Raw genomic sequence first — 20379 nt, forward strand, 5'->3', positions numbered from 1 at the left:
GGTCTCGGCATTCCTGCTGAACCGCTCTTCCGATCTCACGCCGCTGCCCACCTCCATGTCGCGGACCTGCTCTCCGCAGCTGGCTGATCAACCGCAGCCGCACTTCGGTTCAAATCAAGGAATTCTCCCATGTGTCTCATCGATTCGATCGAGGGGCGCGGTTTCGCGCCCGTCTCGATCGGCCTTGCCGTGCGTACCATCGGCACTTGTCCCGGAGCCGGTCACCGGCCGGATGCGCGCCTGGTCTGCGGGATCGGCACGCTGACCGTCATGCCGAACGACGACGGCGGCTATCGCTTTTCCGCCGACGCCCGCTGCCTGGGCGAGGGTGATACCGTCAGCGATTTGCTCGATTGGCTGGAGCCGCAGCTTCCGCCCACGCAAACCGTGGTCAGCTGGGATAATTGGGGCTCGGTGCCGCGGCGCCTCCTCGCGCTGGCCGACCCGGTGCGGCATCCGGGCATCGTCGCCGCGGCTGCCGACACCGCCGGCCGCTGGCGTGATCTGCCGCGCGAGCACACCCCGCATCTGCGTCAGGCAAAGGCAATGCTCCTGCCGTGCTTCTGCGGCCCTAATGCCGATTTCGACGCGTGCGATGCGGCCACGCCCCTTCACCTGCTGCCGGATCCCGGCATCGCCGCCGAGCAATTGATCGGCGAGGCCATCGCCGGCTGGCGAAGCTGGGCCGCCGGGCACGGCTATTTCGACGATGCCGAGCACCCCGCCCAGATTGCCCGGCGCGCGCTCGACCGCTGGCTCGCTGACCAGCGCACCCCTCGCTGACCTTCTGCACCCACAACATGCGGACGCTGCGCGTCCGCCGGAGACCTACCATGAATCAAGACCTGCCCTCGCTCTGGAAGAGCGATACCCCGCGCTTCGTCGTCGTGCTCGATGCGGAGCGCGCCTATGATCATCAGGCGCACGCCCGCTACCAGGCGAGTGAACGCCTTCGGCCGGGTCAAGGCGAGTATCTACCATCGAACGACCCCTGCGTGACGCCGCGATGGCCGCTCCGGCGCATCGCTACCTTATCCTGGCTGGTGATGACGGAAGCCGACGACGGTCTTCGGCCGATCCGGCTGGAGACCCGCAGCCTGCCGGAACACGATGAGGCAGCCGTCCTCGCTGCGTTCTTCGCTGATATGGAACAGCTCGGCAGCGTCCAGCTTGTCACCTGGGGTGGTTTCCACAGCGACCTGCCGCAGATTCTGATCGGCGCGATGGACGCCGGGCTGCGGCTGCCGCCCGGCATGACCCGTCTCGTCGCGCCGTGGCGCCGGGATGCTTCCGGCCATCTCGACCTGTGCAGCGAGATGTGCGGCGGTGCGGTCCCGGCGCACTTGGCCGAAGTCGCCGCCCGGTTCGGCATTCCCGCGAAGGTCACCTGCCGGCCGAATCTCGTCAGCCAGCTGATGCAGCAGGGGAAATGGTCGTCCGTCCGCTCGGTCTGCGAAGGCGACGTGCTGACCACGGCCGCGCTGCTGATGCGCTGGCGGGCACTGACGGGCGGCACCGCCTCCGTCCTCGAGGCGACGCACCGCCTGACGTCCTTCATCGCCACTCACTGCACCCACCGCGACTACGCCGCCGCGTGGCAGCAATATGGCGAAGAGTTGGTGGCCCGGGCCTTCGCGGCGGAAGCCCGCAAGGTGGAAGCGCTGGCGGCGGGGATTGGTGGCTGACGCGGTGACCACGGCCTCGGAGGAGGGGCGGAAAAGAAAGCATTCGGGCCGCCGGCCCCAACGGAGATTTTACGATATGACCATCCAGCATTCGCTCGACACACTGCAGGCCTGGACCATCGGCCTGCGTACCGCCATGGGCTATCCGGACGCCCCCATCGGCAGCCCGGTGGCCTTCGCCTCGGGCAGGCGCCGGAACCCCATCGAGGCGCTCCAGGTCGCGGACGTCGTCGGAGACACCGGCCGTGACGTCGTCTACGTGGAATTCGACACGCCGATCGCCAGCGGGCCGATCGGCGTTTCCCTCGCAACGCGCGCGACGCATTGGGTCGACTGGCACCCGCAGGTGCGGCTCTATGCAGCCTCCGACGAGGCACCGATCGAGCTGCTTACCGACACGCACCGCTGGTCGATCGGTCCGCGCGCCAGCTTGATAGCCTCGCCGCTCCCCCCGCGTGGCCGGTTGGCGCGCGGCATGGCGCGCGCCAACAAGCTGTGGCGTGAGGCGGCCAAACGTGCGTGGGGCATCAAACTGGTCGGTTCGCTCCACGTCCCCGATGGCGCACGCTATGCCGATGGCATTCCGATGGAGGAATTCGCCGCGACCCTTTGAAACGCCACGATCCACTTGAGCGGATGGTGCCTATCGTTCGCCCGGTAACCGACACTGCTATAGCGTCGGCCCCAGCGCGCGGCCGGTCATTGCAACCGACCACCTGTTTCGATCCACGCCCCCGCGTGGGGGGCGACTGGCGATCCGCAGCGGGCAAAGCCTGTTCTACTGGTTTCGATCCACGCTCCCGCGTGGGGGGCGACCTGTTGGATATCGCCGCCGCTGGTCCGCATCCGTGTTTCGATCCACGCCCCCGCGTGGGGGGCGACTTGTGCGTAGTCTTCCCGCCGCCCGCCGCATTGTTGTTTCGATCCACGCCCCCGCGTGGGGGGCGACGCGGCGGGGGAAGGGTGGCGACCTGATCGGTCGGGTTTCGATCCACGCCCCCGCGTGGGGGGCGACCAGGCGTTCCATAAAGCCTCGCATGTCTGGAGTGTTTCGATCCACGCCCCCGCGTGGGGGGCGACCAGCGCGGCGCTACCGCAGAGGTGGCAATCAAGGTTTCGATCCACGCCCCCGCGTGGGGGGCGACCGCACCGGAGGAAACGCCTGCGCCTGTTGCAGAGGTTTCGATCCACGCCCCCGCGTGGGGGGCGACAGGGCGAGCTGGCTGAACGCGTCGGCACCAATCAGTTTCGATCCACGCCCCCGCGTGGGGGGCGACTTGAGCGCACGGTAAATCCGCTTGTAGATCGCGGTGTTTCGATCCACGCCCCCGCGTGGGGGGCGACTCTATTTCTCGGCGGTGCTGGACGGCACTAGCTGGTTTCGATCCACGCCCCCGCGTGGGGGGCGACCGCGATAGCGCTAATACAATGAGAAAGAGCGGTAAATCGGTACTGTAGCGCGAACTGCCCGCAGTTTGCTCGCGTATGGGTACCTGTTCAGACGCTGTCCGCCCCACCCCTTTGAGTCGCAAAGAACAATTAACGCGCGAACCTGCCGTGCAGGATCGGACAGATTTGGGTTCGCGCAAGGCTAAAAAAGCAGCGGCCCCGCCAGATCCAGCACGGGCTTGGCACCGATATGCTCCACCCGCCGCTTGCCATCGGCACCGAGCCGGTAAAAGCGCAGCGAATCCTTCTCCGCATCAATTTCCTTGATCAGCGCCGCGCGCAGCAAGGCCCATTGCGCCGGATCAACCTCGCACTCGAACACCGAATTCTGCACGCGCTGCCCGAGGTCGAGACACGCCTTTGCCACGCGCCTTAGCCGCCGCCGGCCCGCCGTGTCCTGCGTGTTAACATCATAGGTGACCAGCATCAGCATCGCGTCATTTCCACAGGAAAGGCGGATAGCCGTCGATATCGCCGCGTAGATGCCGCGCCAGCAACTGCGCCTGGACATGCGCGACAAGCCCCATTGGCATCGTCTCACCCAGGAACGGATGCCGCAATTCGCGCTTCTTGCGTTCCTGCCATGCGACCAGCACCGCCTTGCGGCCATCGTCGGTCAGTGAAACCGCCCCGCCTTCGTCCACGGTGAAGTCGAGCGGCTTGAGCTGCCCTCGATTGATCAGCGTCAGCGCCAGCCGGTCGGCCAGCACCGGGCGCAGTTCCTCCATCAAATCCAGCGCCAGGCTGGCGCGACCAGGCCGATCGGCATGGAGCAACCCCACCTGCGGATCTAGGCCCACGCCCTCAAGCGCCGATCGGCAGTCGTGCCCGAGCATCGCATAGAGAAAGCTCAGCAGCGCGTTCACCCTGTCCAGCGGTGGCCGGCGCGATCGGCCGGCAAAGGTGAAGGCCGGGCGCGCTCCCTGCAGCATCGCGTCGAACACGCCGAAATAGACCTGCGCTGCCTCCCCCTCATGCCCGCGCAGACTATCGATATCCTCGGCCTGCGCGGCGCGGCGCGCGATGTGGCCCAGCCGCGCCTCCGCCGCCGTCAGTGCAGCATGGGCATCAGGGTGCAGCCGCTCGCGATGGTCGCGCAACGCACGCCGGATCACGGTACGCTGGTTGGCCGCCTTGGCGGTGACGATGCCACGCACGATCGGCACCGCGCAGACGGGATCGTCGGCTACGCGGTGCTGGGTACGGCGCAGCAGCACGTTGCCGGTGCGCGGCCCCTCTACCCGAGCGAGGAACTTGCCGTTGGGGGTGAGGAAGGAAAGCGCGATCCCCGCCTCCGCACAGGCCGCCATCAGCGCCGGCGACGCCCCCGGCCGGCCGAAGCACACCACCCCTTCCAGCAGGTGCATCGGCACCCGCCCGCGCTCGGCACCCTCCACCTCCACGACGATATTGGCGCCGTCCTTGCGCAGCCAGGCGTCCTCTGTCGTGACATAGATGGTGTTGAGATGGCGCCGCATCGGTCACTCCTCCGGCAGGGCATCGGGTTCGGCGAGCTGGCGCAGCAGCCAGCGCTGGACGGCGGGCGGGCGCTCCAGCCGCTTGGGCTGGCACGCATCCGCCAGCGAGCAGCGCCGGCAGCCGGGTTTGGCCTGGGGCGGCGGGGTATGGCTGGCGGCGAGCATCGCGCGGGTTTCCGCCGCGAGCGTGATCGTCAGCGCGCGCAACTCAGCATCGAAGGCGATGCGGCTGCGCTTCTTCGTCTGGGCGTAAAACAGCGCACCTTCTGGCACGGTGCAGCCAAACATCTCTTCCAGGCACAGCGCCTGGGCGCAGAGCTGCACCTCGTCGGCGCGGTGCGCCTTGGGGCGGCCGCGCTTATACTCGACCGGATAGGGCACATTGCGGACGAACTCGACCGCGTCGGCCTTTCCCGCCAGGCCGTGTTCGAACGAGCGAAGGACCAGCCCGCGCACCGTGCGGATGCCCGCGCGACGGTCCGGCCGCCCGCCATCGACCCGTTCGTGGAGGATGCGCCCTTCGGCGGTGGCGCCGTCCTCCGCCCAGATCCGCTCGACATGGATCAGCGCGCACTGGCGCGGGCAGAACAGATAATGCTGCAACGCCGACACCGGCACCAGCGCGTCTTCGGCGGCGGGATCCGGGGGCGGCGCGCGCATCGCCGGGTCTCAGTATTCGAGGATCTCGACGCCCGCCGGCAGGCCCTCGCGGTCAATCGTGACCTTGTAATCCTCCCACTTGCGCGCGGGCGGCCAATTGTCCGTTGCGGTGCTGCCGATTTCCTGCACCGAGCCTTCGTGGACCCGCCACGTCTTCACCCGATCGAACAGGCTCTGCGCCTGGGCATTGCCCAGCGCGCTCTGGTGGCGGAAGACGATCAGCTTGCGGCTGGCCATCTCGCCGCGCGCGGCCGAGCGGTCATGGTCGAACATCTGGCCCAGCGCCTGCCACAGCAGTTCCAGATCGCTTTGCGAAAAACCGGTGCCCTTGGTCGGGTGGCTGGCGAGCGGCGCGGATACGAAGCCATGGGCGCGGTACAGGCCGTACGGCACGATATGCTTGCGGCCCATGGTGCGGCCGCCCTTTTCCTCGGCATCCTTTTCCGTCGTCGCAGCCATGCGGGTGATCGAGATTTCCAGCGGCAGGATGCGCTCGACCGACTTAGCGAAGCCGAACTGCACCGGCCCGCGCACCTGCCCGGCATTGACGCCCGTGGTCATCACGGCGCCGAAGGTGCGGATGTCCCAGAAATTGGTGCACATCCAGCGGGTGAGCTCCTGCGCCTTATGCTGGTCCTTGGGCAGCTTCTTGAACTCGTCGTCCTTGGTGACCTCGGGCAGCAGCGCGTTCCACGCCTTCTTATGCTGGTTGTTCAGCGTGGCGCCTTCGGTCATGTAGATTTCAAAGCCCGGCTGATCCTCCTTCACCAAGGCGACGAAGTTGCGGACCTTTCGCTTCAGCGCGACGTCCGAGACCAACCCCTGGTTGGTCTCGGGATCGAGCCGGGGCATGTTGCCGGCGTCGGGATCGCCATTGGGATTGCCGTTCGTCACGTCGAAATACAGGACGAACTCGTGGCGCTGGGTAACCGGCGTGCTCATGCTTCCCCCTCGGAATCAGTGGTATCGTTAAAGGCGGCGGGGTCGATCTCGACCTTGCCGTCGCTCAACCTAGCGGCGCGCTGGTGGTAATAACCAACGGCGAATTCCCCCTGCTTTTGCAGCGTCAGCGAGCGTGGCAGCGCGGGGGCGAGATGGCCGTGGATCTCCTCCAGTTCGCGCTCGATCAGCGCCGCCCAGCCGGGCTTTTCCTTGCGCACCTTGGCCAGGTGGTTCTGGCCGCCGCGCACGATGATCGGGAACACGCTCGCCGGGGCAGCCGATGCCGCCCCGAAATATTTGTCGCGGATGCTGGCGTTCACACGCCCCAGCGCCGAACGCTGTGCCAGTTCATAAACGGCGAACAGGCGGCCGAGCTGATAGCCGGCGTCCTGATAGTCGCGTTGCAAACTCATCGGAAGCTCTCCTGGTTCAGGAACAAGGGGGTTGGCCCGGCCCGCGCGCACCAACACGCCGCGAATGACGGCGGCATGCCAGCCGATGTCGCCAGTTCTACCGTCAGCCGTTTTGGGATCGCCCGCACGCAGGCGCATCAGCGCGGTCGCCAGCAATGTCTGCGGATAGCGCCCGCCGGAGAGCACGGCGCGCAGCACCTCGCCGGCCAATGCGTAGGGAATGTTCTTGTAGTCGCGCTGCGCCGCCGTGCTGTTGACCAGCATCCGCCCCACGGCGGGCGCGGCGCCCCAGCCATGTGGCAGCGGTTCCACACGCATGTCCTGATAATGCTGCGCCAGCGCGCGGGCAAAATCACCAAAGCCCTGGCTCAGCCAGAACCGTACCGAAAGGCGCGCAGCGTTGGGCGACAGGCCCAGAATGTTAAAGCGGGTATCGGGATCGATATCACTGCGCAGTTCCGCGACCGGGCGTCCGGCGGCGATCTTTTCCAGCTGCTCGCGTACCTTGGCCGCCTCTTGCGCGTCGGAAACCTCGTCCGCACCGCCCAACAACCAGTCTTCCGCAAGCGCATCGGCCGCCTCGGCGGCTTTCACCTCGCTGGCGTCGGCCCAGAACACCACCGTGGTATCGCCGATCGGGCGCGGCAGGCGCTTGCGGCTGTCCCGCCGCAGCAACTGGTTGAGCGCCTCGCCATAGCGAAATGCGGCGGCCTCGCTGGTCGGCGCATTCGCCCCCTGCGCCTTGCCGAGCGACGTGAAGGCGTCGAGATTGAACGACACCAGCGCGGCTCCGGCGGTTTGTGCGCCTTCCACACCCTTGATCGTCGGATGCAGCCGCGCAATCGGCCCGACTTCGCCGGTGACCAGGCACACGCTGCCGGGGCGATCGCCGGCGAATGCGGCCGCCTCGACCAGCGCACGCGCCGCAGACCGCTCGTGCAGATAGCCGCGCTCGCCCTCCAGCCGGAACAGGATGTTCGCATCGAGCAAGTCGGGCGTGCCGCGCGGCAAATCCTCGAACCGCTCGGGCCGCCATTGTTCGAGAAAGCGGCGCAGCGCAACGAGCCCGGCATCCTCCTGCCCCGCCAGTCGCTCCAGGTGCAGCGCGACGAAGGCAGCGTGTTCGTCGGCGGTCCGCTTGCCCTCACCCCCGGTGCGTCCCAGCACATAGGCGCTTTTGTCCCACAGAAAATTGGGCGCGATGGCGACGGTGCGCTTCAACGCGGCAGGAACAAGGTGCAAGGTCGGACGCGGCTTCTTGCCGGACAGGTCGTGCAGATTCTCCACGTCGACCGCCTGGCCCTCGGCATTGAGCACGATGCACCAGCCGAACTTCTCCGAACTCCATCCCTGCCCGGCCACGCCCGGCAGGCGCTTGTAGTAGCCGTTCAGCGCCTGGAGAATGGTCACCGCACCACCTCTTCGGCGTCGAAGGGCGGCACGTCGATTACGCCATCGCGCATCTGCGCGCGGAAGAAGCGCGATTCATTGCCCTTTGCAAAATCGATATCATGCAGCATCCATCCCAGATCGCGGTCCGGCTCGACCAACGTCGAGGGCGGCAGCGGGGTCCCTTCCTCGATCAGCGCGAATTCGGCGGGAAATTCGCGCGTGCCCAGGCAGGGGCGATGAAAGCACTGGCCCTGCAACGCGCGTCGGTTGAACATCGATATATGCTTGGCGGCACTATCCTCCGCGCCCGCCCGCGCCGTCATCGTGAAATGCGCTTCGATCACATAGGCGACATCGACCAGCACCAGCGCTGCGCGCTGCTGGCGATTTTCGTCGACTGCGATGCCCAGCCCTTCGGTGTTACCGCGCTTCATCGCGCTGGCAGCATTGGCGGCGCTCGCCTTGGCGCCCACTTCGTTGCGGCGGATCGACTGGAATCGGATCGGGTTCAGCACATGGAGGCGCGTCACATGCCAGCGGATCGCAGGCTTCCAGTGGATCGCCTCCAAAATGCCGCGCGCTGCGGAGGGCGTAATCACGTCATAACTGACGCGCTCGACCTTCATTTCCGGTCGCGTGAAACAGGCGTATTCGCCCCAGATCTTTAGCCTGACCGACATCACCCCCGCCTGCGGTATATTCTACGCTATCGAAACAACTTCGCGATCTCGCTACAATTTGTCGAGTGCCCATTTGAAGCGACATACCTCATCATATCCACGCCCCCGCAGGGGGCGACTCTAGTCGAGATGAAGTTGGTCTTATTTGACGGTGTTTCGATCCACGCCTCAAATGGGCGGGGCTGCTCTCTTTGGAGAGGCAGCCCCTTTCCTCAACATAATCTCCGGGCTATGAGCCACATAGCGCTGATCCTTTCTGCCCTCGGCTGAAGGCTCTGGTGATCCGGCGCCTGGATATGTCTTTGCCGGAATTTCCAGGCGCCAACTTCCCATTACGCGATCGAAACATGGCGTTCGATATATTTTTCTAGTCAAGTGAAGTGGTCCAATTTTACCGTGAAGGTGACCTAAACGGCAGTGAACATCACATGATGTTTTGCTCCGACGTGCGCCATTCGGGAGCGAGGAGCTGCAAACCCACGTCGCGATCGTAAAGAGATAGATCGCGAAGGCGCACGAAGCGATCGCCATATTCGGCGCGCACCACGCGCGCGTCGCCATTTGCCAGCATCGCGGCACGGACCCGCTTCGGCACCGGCACCACATATTGCTGGAGCCTGCGCAGGGTGCCCGCTGGCGGGAAATCGGCATTGGCGAGCGCTTCCAGTGCCTCCTCGGCAACCGGGTCATACGGAACCAGCACCGGGTCCATCGCCTCGTCGATCATCTGGAATGCGTCGGAAATGGTGCGGAATGGGCAGTTTATCCCACGCCTGCTCACCGTCTCGTGGATCGCTGGAAGGATTGGATAATCGCTCCCTGTTCCCGTTGCCCGATCAAGCGCAGCATATCCCTTACGCCAGTAGAGCCAGCGATAATATTCGATCACCCCATCCAGGCTGAGCGGGTCGAGCGCGGGGTTTTTCAGCACTTCCCGCGCGGCATCGTAAAAGGGTGTGAGGTCGCGTGGAACCGAGCGCCGCCCCGCCACCGCCTCCGGCTCGAACACCACCGTCCTGCCCAGCCCGGTCAGTTCGCCGCTGCGGTTGCAGCGTCCCGCCGCCTGCGCAATGTTCGACAGACCCGCTGCGGCGCGCCAGACCTCGGGAAACGATACGTCGACGCCCGCCTCGATCAGGCTGGTCGCCACCAGACGAACCGGCCGCCCCTTCTCCTCCAGATCAGCGCGGACCGACGCCAGCACGTCCCGCCGGTGACGCGCGCACATCAGCGTGGTCAGGTGGCGCGCGCCGGGTTGGTGGCGGATCGCATCGAACAATTCCCGCGCATGAGCACGGCTGTTGACGATGCAAAGCATCCGCGACTGCTCGGCAAAGCGAGCGGCAATCGCGTTGTCGGGGACCGGCGCTTGAAACCATTCGACCGCCACGCGCCGGAGCTCCGTATACAGTCCCGCAGGATCGGGGGCGAGCTCACGGTCTGGAGGGATATCTAGCCCCTCAATCCGGTCCGCTCCCTTGTCCGACGGCGCCCTTGCCGGTTGCGGCAACGCGCCATCCTGCACCCGTAATGCGGGCTGGGTTGCAGTGCACAACACCACCGTCGCGCAGTAGTTTTTCGCCAGTTCGTCGATCGCGGCCATGCACGGGCGCAGCAGATGGACAGGTATCGACTGGGCCTCGTCGATCACGATCACGCTTTTCGCCAGGTTATGCAGTTTGCGGGCGCGACTGGTGCGCGCGGCGAACAGGCTCTCGAAGAACTGCACCGCCGTGGTGACAACGATCGGCACGTCCCAGTTCTGAGCGTCTCGGCGCAGCTTGGCGAGGCCGCTGGCGCCCTCTTCTTCGGCATCCCCCTCCGCGACGGGCGGCTCGGCATCCCAATCGAAGCTCGAATGATGCTCAAGGACATCGCCCGCCAGTTCGGGGCCGAGCGCGGTACGAAACACCTCGGACGTCTGTTCGATGATCGAGGTGAAGGGAATGACATAGACGATCCGCTCCAGCCCATGCGCGATCGCATGCTCCATCGCGAAGCTGAGCGAGGTCAACGTCTTGCCGCCACCGGTCGGCACGGTGAGGGTGAACAGGCCGGGCGCCAGCGCGGCCTTCGTCACCGCATGGTCGAGTATCCGCGAACGAAGCTGGTTGACGGGCGTGTCGTTGCGCCGATGGCGGGCCATGTAGGCACGAACGGCGTCTCGGTGGCGCGGGTCGACCCTCCCGCCCCGCTCTGGCGGCGGAAGCCCGGCCGCTGCCGCATAGAAACGCTCCGTCTCCAGAAAATCGGCGTCAACCAGACAGGAAAACAGCATCCGTCCGAGGAAGAAGGGGCTGAATGCGGGTTCGATAGCGTTGCGCCTGGTCTTCGTCAGGCTCGCCAGCAGTGCGGTCTCATCGGGCAGTGGCGGCACATACGCTTCCCAGCCCGAATAGTCTTCGACCAGCTTGGTTTCGCGTGCGGTAAGCGCCGAGCCATCCATCAGCCCGCCATGATGGCCGGCAATGCCGTATGCCATGAGGCGACCGATCGCCTTTCCAAACAAGCGAGTCGCCTCTTGCGCGCCGGCGGTGCTATGATCCGGACCACGCGCCTGGGCCTTGCTTGTAGAGGGTGTGCGGATATAGCGCTGATAGGCCTCGGCGCATTTGCCGATATCATGCAGCGCGCCCATGATCTGTGCGGGCAACGAAGCACCGAAGGCCTGTCCGAAAGCGCCCGCCCGTTGACTCACCTGACTCAGGTGATGCGAAAGCGGCTCCCAGTGCGACTCAGGTGCATTTTCAATAGAATGCGCAAACATCACCCTCAGCTTTCACGACATCAATTGATGCAAGACCATCTCAGGTGGCGCATCAATGCTCGGTTTTTTTCATTGCCGACGGTAGATCATTCGCCACCGCCATTCTCGCACTAGCGATTAACGATGGCTGCTCCCAGAACCGATATTCGCGCCTGCCAACCGCCCTGCCTGCACTACTTCGCAACTATATGGATTCTAAGCCCGTTGATCTCAGGTGGGCAAACACCGCCGATGGTCGATTGGGAACTCCCTTGCTCGGTGCGACGACGAAGATCGCACACAATCATAGAGCACGAATCTGACCAACGCGATCGCGCACCGACAGATTGATCGCGCGACAGATTGACGGCAGCGAAGGCACGAGTGTACGCATGACTGTACACCGCGCCTGAAACGGCGAGGCATCGATCACGTGTTTTCAATAACTTAGCGCAGGCCCTAATTGGTCGGGTATCCTCTCTCCCCGACCACTTTCCTTTTGGAAATCTGGAAGATCTCCGTCGCTTCAGCGGCGGAGATCTTCGTGTGTCCGGCAGACGAGAGCGACATCCTTGAACGGCAGATTCGCACCCTTCGAGAACGGTATGAATCTCAACAGGATCGGGCGTATTGTGACTAAGTCCAACGCCGACAACCTCATCGACGCGGCACGGAACCACGAGAAACTCCAATAAAAACGCGAAACTGTGAAGTAATATAGTTTTTATACTAAGATAATCATTCCAAATTTCATAACGAATTATTGCTATAATGTTTTAAAGGGTTACCACACTGCCTTATACTCATCATCGCCCAGCGCATACTTGACTACAGAAGCAATAATCCCGCCCACAAATCGCATGAATGGCGTCGATCATCGATCAGCGCACCACATTTAACCCTGAATTACGTATCGATTTCAGTGAGCGGCATGCGGGTGATTTTAAATTCTCTTTAACGTCCCGGGTGATAGCCGGCCCGCGCAACGCCCGATCGCGGCGTCTGCGCGACCGACGGTGATCCCGCGGTTGCGTCAAAAGGGAAGGGCATCGTGACTCCAATGATTTCGGCATTTTCCAGCCTGCGGGCCGGCATTTCCACCGCAGCGCTCCTCGTGGCGACCTCTGTTCCCGCCCTTGCGCAGACCACGACGCAGGCGCAGGACGCCGCGGCAAGCGCAGTGCCGGCGCAGGAGCAGCAGACCACCGCGGCGCCCGAGGCGGAGCCGGAAGCCAACCAGCCACCCGTGATCGTCGTCACCGGCACGCTGTTCCGCAACTCCAACGCCAGCTCGATCTCGCCGGTCACGGTGCTCAGCTCGGAAACGCTGCAGCGCGCGAACATCACCACCGTGCAGGATGCGATCCGCTCGGTCTCGGCCGACAGCGCCGGCTCGATTTCCACCGGTTTCCGCAACGGCTTTTCGGCCGGCGGCGCCGCCGTCTCGCTCCGCGGCCTCGGCGTGTCGTCCACCGTCGTGCTGATCGATGGCCTGCGCTCCGCCAACTTCCCGCTGAATGACGACGGCCACAACGCCTATGTCGACCTGAACTCGATCCCGTTCAGCACCATCGAACGGGTCGAGGTGCTGAAGGACGGCGCCTCCTCCACCTACGGTGCCGACGCGATCGGCGGCGTCGTCAACCTGATCAGCCGCAAGAACGTCCAGGGCATCGACGGATCGGTGCAGGGCGGCACGACTGGCCGGGGCGACGGCGCGCACTATCGCGCCACGCTGACCGCCGGTTTCGGCGACTATCAGGAGAAGGGCTTCAACTTCTACCTGAACGGCGAATATACCTATGACGGGTACATCACCAACCACTCGCGCGGCTATCCGTTCAACACGCTCGACCTGTCGCCGAGCGGCCTGCTCGACCGCAACCGCAATGACGACTCGCTGACCACGGCGAACCCGCAGGCGGTGGTCACGCGCGTGACGCAGAGCGACCTGAACAATCCGCTGGCCGGCCAGATCGGTGCGCCGCTGACCAACCAGTATCAGCTGCTGAACCCCAATGCCTGCCCCTATGGCACCTTCACGGTCACTTCGGGCGCGGCACAGGGCACCGGCTGCAAGCACAACATCCCCGACGAATATCTGATCATCCAGCCGAAGCAGCAGCGCTATTCGACCACCGGCCGCCTCACCGCGCGTCTGGGCGACAATTTCGAGTTTTTCGCATCGGGCAGCTATTCGCATTCCGAAGTCACCATCACGGGCGCGCCCTCGGCGATCCGCCAGACGCAGCCGTTCGGCGGATCGGCCTCGATCGCGTCGAGCAGCCCGGGGATCGTGCTGCCGGTCTATGTCTGCGCCTCCGGCGTGAACTGCGCGACCGCCGCGGATCGCCAGCTCAACCCGAACAACCCCTATGCCGCCGCCTATGCAGCCAATCCCAGCCAGGGTGCGGCGCGCATCTATTATCTGTTCGGCGACATCCCCGCCGGCAGCTTCCGCTATGTCGACGTGTTCCGCACCACGGCGGGCATCTCGGGCGATCTCGGCAACGGCTTCAAGTTCCGCCTGAACGGCGTCTATGCCCGCGACAATTTCAGCGTCACCCAGCGCGGCTTCATCAACATCCAGGGGCTGCTGAGCGCGGTCAACACCGGCGCCTACAACTTCGTCAATCCGGAGCAGAACACGGCAGCGGTGCGCAGCCAGATCTCGCCGGACCGCACCACGCCCTCCTATTCGACGGTCGCGACGATCGGCGGCTCGCTGCTCAAGTCGGTGATGACGCTGCCGGGCGGCGACCTCAACATGGGCGCGGGCTTCCAGATCCGTCGCGAGACGCTGATGAACCGCAACCAGAATGCGGGCCTCACCTATTACGGGCTGAACACCTCGTCGGCACAGGGCCGCCAGACCGTGACGGCCGGCTTCTTCGAGATCGACGCGCCGTTCCTCAAGACGCTCGATCTCAACGTGTCGGGCCGATACGACCACTATTCGCAGGGCTATAGCCACTTCTCGCCCAAGGTGGGCGTGAAGTTCAACCCGATCGAGGCGGTCGCCTTCCGCGCGACCTATTCGCAGGGCTTCCGTGCGCCCACGTTCGCGGAGAACAATGCGGCCAGCAGCTATTCGGGCTTCTCTTCGTTCACGCCGCCGGCGAGCTTCGTCGCCGCCCATGGCGGCAACCCCGCTTATTCGGGCAGCTACAACATCGGCAGCGGGGCGACCGGCAATCCCAATATCCTGCCGGAAAACTCGCAGAGCATCACCATCGGCACGATGCTGAAACCGACGCGCTGGTTCAACATGACGGTCGACTATTACAACATCAAGAAGTCGAACCTCATCGTCAGCGGCCCGCTGCGTGCCGATGCGATCAAGGCCTATTATGGCCAGACCGATGCGACCGCAGCCTGCGCCGCGCTCGCCGCGGTGGGGCCGGGCTATCAGTGCAACGTCATCGACGCGCCGGATCCGGTCAACCCGGGCGCCCTGCCGCGCCTGCTGGTGTTCAACGTGCCCTACGTCAACGCCAACTATCAGGTCAGCTCCGGCATCGACACGCAGGCGACGGCAAACCTGCGGATCGCCGACAATGTGCGCCTGATCAGCCGCCTCGACCTTACCTATGTGCTGCGCCTCGATCTCGTCACCCCGGCGGGCGTCGTGCAGAAATATGCGGGTACGCTCGGGCCGTACGAGCTTTCCTCGGGTGGCGGCACGCCGCGCATCCGCGGCAACTGGCAGAACGCGCTGGAAGTCGGCAAGTTCTCGCTCACGGCGACGACCTACTATGTCGGCCGGATCAAGCAGGTCGCGGCGGACGAGATCTCGCCCGTGGACGGCAAGATCGACCTGTCCTGCTCGCACACGCTGGCGCCGATCGTGCGTGCGGAAGATGCGCAGAAGTTCTGCTTCATCCGTCCGTTCGTCTATGTGGATCTGAACGCCGCGGTGCAGGTGAACGACAAGTTCCGCTTCTTCGTCAACGTCCAGAACCTCACCAACGCGCGCGCGCCGCTGGCGTCGGGCGCCTATACCAGCAACCCGAACTATCTGAGCAGCTGGCATTATGCCGGCCTGGTCGGCCGCAACTTCAGCGCGGGCGCGAGCTTCGCCTTCTAAGCCGAACCGACGACGCGGCCTGTCCGGGAGGGCCATTCCTCCCGGACAGGCCGCCCACAGTCAGCAGGCAAGGGCTGGCGGCCGGTGGTCGCCGGCCCTCTTGCGTTTCAGCCGCTTTCCTTCGGCAGCGGCCACAGGATCAGCGTGATCCGGTCATGCCCCACCGCGAGGTCGATCGTCTCCCCCGCCACCACGTCGATCGGCGCGGGGAAGCTGTGCAGCACCTGCAGCCAGCCGCCGTCCTGATAGCCGTCGGGATGATTGTCGAAGGTCACGCCCTCCCGCAAATCGATATGCATCCACTGGACGATACCGATCGCGCGGCCGCTGGCGGTGACGGGGATGCGCAGGCGCGCCAGCGTGGCGTCGTGCTTCTTCTGGGTCAGCTCCAGCCGCACCAGTTCCACATCATCGGAGAGGCGCTGCCAGCCCGTCATCGTGCCATGGATCGGCAGGCGCTGCGGCGCGAAGGCACCGAAGGCGGACAGATCGAAGCCCGAAACCTCGCCGACAAAGGCGTAGTCGGCGAGCGTTTCGCTCGCGACAAGACAGCCCATCGCGCTGGCGGCGCGGGGGATCACGATCGCATCGGGCGCGAGCAGGCGACGATGGGCATCCTCGAACGTGTCGAGCACCTTCTCGGTCAGCAGGTCGCTCGACAGGATCTCGGAAACGAGGATCTCCGCCGGGCGGTCCAGCTCGGCACCCACGGCAAGCTCGGTGGAGGGCTTGGCGTGCACCGTGATGCGGTCGGCATAGCCGTTGGCGGCGACGATGTGCTGCGCCATCTCGGCGATCATCGGCTCCATCTCGCAGGCGACGATCTGCTGCGCCCCTGCCCGCGCCGCCATCAGCGACAGCAGCCCGCTGCCGGCACCGATATCGAGCACCCGCGCGCCCTGCCCCCGCTCCGCCAGCGCCGCCTTGATCGCGGCCTCGAACGCATCGTTGCGCGGCACGTCGTTCATCATCGGGATATGCCAGAACGGCACCGATCCCGCGCCGAGCCGCCGGACCTGGTGGCGCAGATGGAGATTGCCCGGATCGAGCGCGAGCGCACGGCGGAACTGGTGCAGCGCCTCCAGGTTGCGGCCCGCATCCGCCAGCACGACACCCAGGTTGCCGATCGCGGTCGCGTTGTCGGGATCAAGCGCGCATGCCTGCTCCAGCGCAGTGATTGCCGCATCGGTGCGGCCGAGCCAATGCAGCGTCAGGCCCTTTTCGTGCAGCGCGACGGCATGGTCGGGCACGAGGTGGAGAAGCTGATCCCAGGCCGCCAGCGCATCTTCCGGACGGGTCAGGCGACCCAGCAGCCCGGCGAGCAGCGGCAACACATCCACGGCGCGATACCCGTGCGCCAGCGCCTGGCGATAAGCGGCTTCGGCGCCTTCGAGATCCCCCTGGTCGTGCAGCGCCATCGCCTGGCCAAGCGCGGCGCGGCCCTCGGTAAGGCGGTCGGGGGTCTCCAGCTCGGTCAAGGCAACGTCCTTAAGATTTGGTATCGAACCCCCTCGATAGGCCAAAGGTCGTCGCCCGCGATAGACCCGTCATGGCCCGGATATGCGAACGCCGCCGAGCCCTTGGGGATCGGCGGCGTCCGGTACCACTCGGTGCGATCAGAACTGGACGCGGCCGCCCAGCGAGAAGACGAAGGCCCGTGCGTTGCGCAGCTGGCCCTGGGTCAGGATCGTCGAGCCTGCCGCGATCGTCGCCCGGTCGATCGGCGCATTGGCGAAATCGACATAATTGGCCGCGGCGTCGAGCACGATGTTCTTCGTCACCGCATAGGAGCCGCCGGCGCCGAAGTTCCACCGGTTCGAATCCGGCACGCGCGCATCGCGCTGGCCGTTCTGGGTCGGCGTGGTCGCCCGCTGCACGCCGGCGCGCAGGGTAAGCGCGGGCGACACCATGTAATCGATGCCGCCGGCATAGCTCCAGCTATCGCGATAATTCTCGGGGAGCGCGGTGTTGAGCGGGGCGCCGAGGCGGATCGCGTCGAACTTGTCCCAGTTATAGTGCACCACCTGGCCGTTGAGCGTCAGCTTGTCGGTAGCGCGCCAGCGGATGCCGGCGATCTGCTGGGCCGGCGTGTAGAAGTCTGCCTGCACGTTCGACAGCGCCAGATTGTTCGGCGCCAGCGGGCCGAGCAGACCGCTGACGGTGAGGTTGCCCTTCAGCTTGTGGCGGATGGCGGACTTGTAGCTGAAGCCCGCGGTCACCCGGTCGCTGTGCATCTGGAAGCCGGCGCTCCAGCCCACATCCCAGCCATCGCCCTTCAGCTCCTGCCGGCCGTCGGGCAGGCTGGCGATCACGTTGGGCAGCGCGTTGCTGAGACTGGCATCGGTATATTCGACATTGGCCGCCACACCCACGCGCAGCCAGTCCGTCACCGACACGGCGATCGAGGGCTGGATGTCGATGGTGCGCAGCCGGGTCTTGTCCGCGCTGTAGCGGGCCCAACTGCTCGAATCATAATCGGTGGTGAAGCTGTACGGCGACGTCACCGCGAGACCGATCGCCACCCGGCGCCCGAGCGGCACGGCGATCGCGCCCGACGGCAGCACGCCGTTGTTGATCGGGTTGCGGCTGGTCGCCTGGCCACCGATCGGGGTTGCCGGCTGGCCGCCGGGCCGACGGATCAGCGTGCCGGTGTCTACCACCTCGCCGCGCGGCAGGATGCCCACCACATTCAGGTTGGCTTCGATCCGCTCGGCATCGGCGATCGCGGCCGGGTTCCACCACAAGGAGGCGGCACCGGTATCGGCGACTTCGCCCGAGAAGGCGCGGCCGGCCGCGCGGGCGGACTGTTCCTGGAGGTAGAAGGCCTGGGCATGGGCCATACCCGCGCAGCCGACAGTAGCCGCCAGCGTGGTGCCGGCGGCGAGGAGGAGATGCATTTTTTTCATTACGTTACTCACGCTACTGGGGTTCGGGGAAGCGCCGGAGCGCCCCGATCAGCGAACCCGGGTCCAGGTCTGGGTACGGCAAAAAGGCTTGAACACGCAGCCGCGCAGCTTCAGCTGGTCGGGGCCGGCCAGGGTGATGTCGGCGCTATAGGTCTTGCCGTCCTCGGCATTGTAGATCTTGCCGCCGCTCCAGTTCGCGCCGTCGGCAGTGAAGCCACCCAGGATCTGGAGACCCTTGAGCGGCCGAGTGCGCAGCTGGGCATTGGAATTCTTGGCGTCGCGCAGATCGGGATTGGTGCGCAGCGCATCCGAACTCAGGATCCGTCCGCAGATCGAAGGGCCGCAGCGCTGGATCTCCACGATCGCGTTGCGCGTTTGGGTCTTCCAGCGGCCTACGACACCCTCTCCGCCTTGCGGTGCTGCGACCAGCATCGCGACAAGCAAACTCATCCACATACTTGTTTTTCCATTGTCTCATGTTCCCGCCACGGATTCACCGTAGCGAGGACAGACAAGGCGCATATTTACGCTCCAGCCTCTCCTGGGCCGGAACCATACCCATTCCTCAAAGTTCCGCAACCTGCGGTGTGTTTCCGAAAATGTCAGGCAGTGCGGCGGCGGCGCGCGATACGGCGTGCGGTCTCGATCGGAGCGGCGAAGGAGGTGCCGGTGCCGGTCGCCGCCCGCCCGTCTGCCAGCGCGGTCGGCACGTCGACACCGCGCTGCCAGACATAGAGATAGCCCTGCATCTCGGCATCGGGTCGGTTGGTGCCGGCCCAGGGCTTGCCGGCAGCATCGAGCGCGCCGACCAGCACCGCATTGGGGAAGCCCTGTCGCGCCATCGCAAGGTTGCCGGGATGCGGCAGCCCGTTGTTGCCGGCGGCCAGCACCACCACGATGCCGGCCGCCGCCGCGTCGTGCACGGCGGCGGTGATCGCGGGATCGTCGGCCAGCGCGAGCGAAATGTTGATGGCGTCGACCTTCAGCGCGATCGCCTTGCGGATCGCGGCCACGATAGGCGCAGCACTGGGCTGGCAGGGCGGGTTGGCGCCGGGGCGGCAACCGGCGGGATCGTCGATCCGCAGCGACACGATCGCCACCCGCCCCGCCGCCGCGCGGGTAAGAATCGTGGCGACCATCGTGCCATGGTCGTAGCGCGGGCGGAACGGCGTGCGATCGGTGCCGGCCAGGTCGTACTCGGCGATCAGCTTGCCGCGCAGTTCCGCCGTCTCCGCCACGCCGCTGTCGATGATCGCGACGCGCGGCGTCGCCGCCGGGGATGTCCCCGCAACCGCCGCGAACAGCGCCATCTCCAGCAGCATGCCAGACCTCCGCCCAACCGATAACCCTACGAAGATGCTAGAAAAAAATGGTTAAGAAGTTCTTCGTCGCCGTTCGGTGGTTGTGCGGAGGCAAATGCACTGCCAACGGGGCCGCAATGGGTTGCCAGGGAGTCCCGGTATGTCGAAGGCCACCCGCGCCACGCGGATGCTGGAAGCGGCGAAGATCACGTTCAGCGTGCACGTCTACGACTATGACCCCGATGCCGACTCGATCGGCCTCCAGGCGGCCGAGGCGCTAGGCGAGCCGCCGGCGCGCGTCCTCAAGACGCTGATGGCCAGGGTTGACGGCAAGGCCGCGCTGGTGATCCTGCCCTCCGATGCCCAGGTGGCGATGAAGAAGCTCGCCGCAGCGCTCGGCGGCAAATCGGCCGAGATGATGAAGCCGGGCGATGCCGAGCGGCTATCCGGCTACAAGGTTGGCGGCATCAGCCCCTTCGGGCAGATGCGGACGCTGCCGACGGTGATCGAGGAGACCGCGGTCGCGGAACCCTATGTCTTCCTCAATGGCGGGCAACGCGGCCTGCAGGTGCGGTTGGATCCGCGCGATGCGGCGGCGCTGCTCCAGGCCAGGGTCCGAGCCATCATCGCCTGAACTGCG

General features: G+C 65.5%; 17 protein-coding genes and 1 CRISPR repeat array. Of the genes, 6 read left to right on the plus strand and 11 right to left on the minus strand.

Translation table 11 applies throughout. The features are described from left to right. Positions 1–129: 129 nt before the first annotated feature. The 3 genes from KK7_RS0103015 (at position 130) to KK7_RS0103025 (ending at position 2298) form a co-directional block, all read left to right on the plus strand. Complete coding sequence (locus tag KK7_RS0103015) at positions 130–783, plus strand: hypothetical protein (protein ID WP_010543165.1); 654 nt, start codon at positions 130–132, stop codon at positions 781–783. Positions 784–833: 50 nt separating this feature from the next. Next, positions 834–1685 (plus strand): 3'-5' exonuclease family protein, encoded by an 852-nt coding sequence (locus KK7_RS0103020; protein WP_010543166.1) that lies wholly within the window; start codon positions 834–836, stop codon positions 1683–1685. Between the two features lie 76 nt (positions 1686–1761). Continuing rightward, entirely contained in the window at positions 1762–2298 is a 537-nt protein-coding gene (locus tag KK7_RS0103025) for a hypothetical protein (RefSeq protein WP_010543167.1), read from the plus strand. A 105-nt stretch (positions 2299–2403) separates the two neighbouring features. Continuing rightward, positions 2404–3095: a CRISPR direct-repeat array (repeat unit 32 nt; unit sequence GTTTCGATCCACGCCCCCGCGTGGGGGGCGAC). A 181-nt stretch (positions 3096–3276) separates the two neighbouring features. Here KK7_RS0103025 and cas2 read toward each other — a convergent pair. From cas2 to KK7_RS0103060, 7 genes are all read right to left on the minus strand, one after another. Then, positions 3277–3567 carry a CRISPR-associated endonuclease Cas2 gene (gene cas2, locus KK7_RS0103030; protein ID WP_010543168.1) on the minus strand — a complete coding sequence of 97 codons (291 nt, stop codon included), beginning with the start codon at positions 3565–3567 and terminating at the stop codon, positions 3277–3279. A gap of 4 nt (positions 3568–3571) precedes the next feature. Continuing rightward, entirely contained in the window at positions 3572–4612 is a 1041-nt protein-coding gene (gene cas1c / locus KK7_RS0103035; RefSeq protein WP_010543169.1) for a type I-C CRISPR-associated endonuclease Cas1c, read from the minus strand. A gap of 3 nt (positions 4613–4615) precedes the next feature. After that, complete coding sequence (cas4, locus tag KK7_RS0103040) at positions 4616–5272, minus strand: CRISPR-associated protein Cas4 (RefSeq protein WP_010543170.1); 657 nt, start codon at positions 5270–5272, stop codon at positions 4616–4618. A 9-nt stretch (positions 5273–5281) separates the two neighbouring features. Beyond that, positions 5282–6214, minus strand: a complete 933-nt coding sequence (cas7c, locus tag KK7_RS0103045; RefSeq protein WP_010543171.1) for a type I-C CRISPR-associated protein Cas7/Csd2 — start codon at positions 6212–6214, stop codon at positions 5282–5284. Further along, positions 6211–8037 carry a type I-C CRISPR-associated protein Cas8c/Csd1 gene (cas8c, locus tag KK7_RS0103050; RefSeq protein WP_010543172.1) on the minus strand — a complete coding sequence of 609 codons (1827 nt, stop codon included), beginning with the start codon at positions 8035–8037 and terminating at the stop codon, positions 6211–6213. Before cas8c ends, cas7c begins: the two co-directional genes overlap by 4 nt. Continuing rightward, positions 8034–8699, minus strand: a complete 666-nt coding sequence (cas5c, locus tag KK7_RS0103055; RefSeq protein ID WP_029622717.1) for a type I-C CRISPR-associated protein Cas5c — start codon at positions 8697–8699, stop codon at positions 8034–8036. Before cas5c ends, cas8c begins: the two co-directional genes overlap by 4 nt. A gap of 424 nt (positions 8700–9123) precedes the next feature. Further along, positions 9124–11466 (minus strand): CRISPR-associated endonuclease Cas3'', encoded by a 2343-nt coding sequence (locus tag KK7_RS0103060; protein WP_040597500.1) that lies wholly within the window; start codon positions 11464–11466, stop codon positions 9124–9126. A gap of 843 nt (positions 11467–12309) precedes the next feature. On the opposite strand from KK7_RS0103060, the gene KK7_RS22805 reads away from it, so the two are divergent. Together KK7_RS22805 and KK7_RS0103070 are read left to right on the plus strand one after the other, a co-directional pair. Then, positions 12310–12465: a hypothetical protein gene (locus KK7_RS22805; protein WP_157999976.1), complete on the plus strand. Its 156-nt coding sequence runs from the start codon at positions 12310–12312 to the stop codon at positions 12463–12465. A 40-nt stretch (positions 12466–12505) separates the two neighbouring features. Continuing rightward, positions 12506–15532 carry a TonB-dependent receptor domain-containing protein gene (locus KK7_RS0103070; protein ID WP_010543175.1) on the plus strand — a complete coding sequence of 1009 codons (3027 nt, stop codon included), beginning with the start codon at positions 12506–12508 and terminating at the stop codon, positions 15530–15532. Between the two features lie 107 nt (positions 15533–15639). Here the strand turns inward: KK7_RS0103070 and KK7_RS0103075 are convergent, their stop codons facing one another. The 4 genes from KK7_RS0103075 to KK7_RS0103090 all read right to left on the minus strand — a co-directional run bounded on the left by KK7_RS0103075 (position 15640) and on the right by KK7_RS0103090 (position 19760). Then, positions 15640–17010, minus strand: a complete 1371-nt coding sequence (locus KK7_RS0103075; RefSeq protein ID WP_010543176.1) for a tetratricopeptide repeat protein — start codon at positions 17008–17010, stop codon at positions 15640–15642. A gap of 138 nt (positions 17011–17148) precedes the next feature. Continuing rightward, on the minus strand, positions 17149–18429 hold the full coding sequence (locus tag KK7_RS0103080) for an OmpP1/FadL family transporter (protein ID WP_010543177.1): 1281 nt from the start codon (positions 18427–18429) through the stop codon (positions 17149–17151). 57 nt (positions 18430–18486) lie between these two features. Beyond that, entirely contained in the window at positions 18487–18894 is a 408-nt protein-coding gene (locus KK7_RS0103085; RefSeq protein WP_010543178.1) for a DUF2147 domain-containing protein, read from the minus strand. Between the two features lie 146 nt (positions 18895–19040). Continuing rightward, positions 19041–19760 (minus strand): S8/S53 family peptidase, encoded by a 720-nt coding sequence (locus tag KK7_RS0103090; protein WP_010543179.1) that lies wholly within the window; start codon positions 19758–19760, stop codon positions 19041–19043. Positions 19761–19899: 139 nt separating this feature from the next. Between KK7_RS0103090 and ybaK the strand changes: the two genes are divergently transcribed. Beyond that, on the plus strand, positions 19900–20373 hold the full coding sequence (ybaK, locus tag KK7_RS0103095; protein WP_010543180.1) for a Cys-tRNA(Pro) deacylase: 474 nt from the start codon (positions 19900–19902) through the stop codon (positions 20371–20373). Positions 20374–20379: the final 6 nt, after the last annotated feature.

The sequence above is a fragment of the Sphingomonas elodea ATCC 31461 genome, from assembly GCF_000226955.1.
Classification (GTDB): Bacteria; Pseudomonadota; Alphaproteobacteria; order Sphingomonadales; family Sphingomonadaceae; genus Sphingomonas; species Sphingomonas elodea.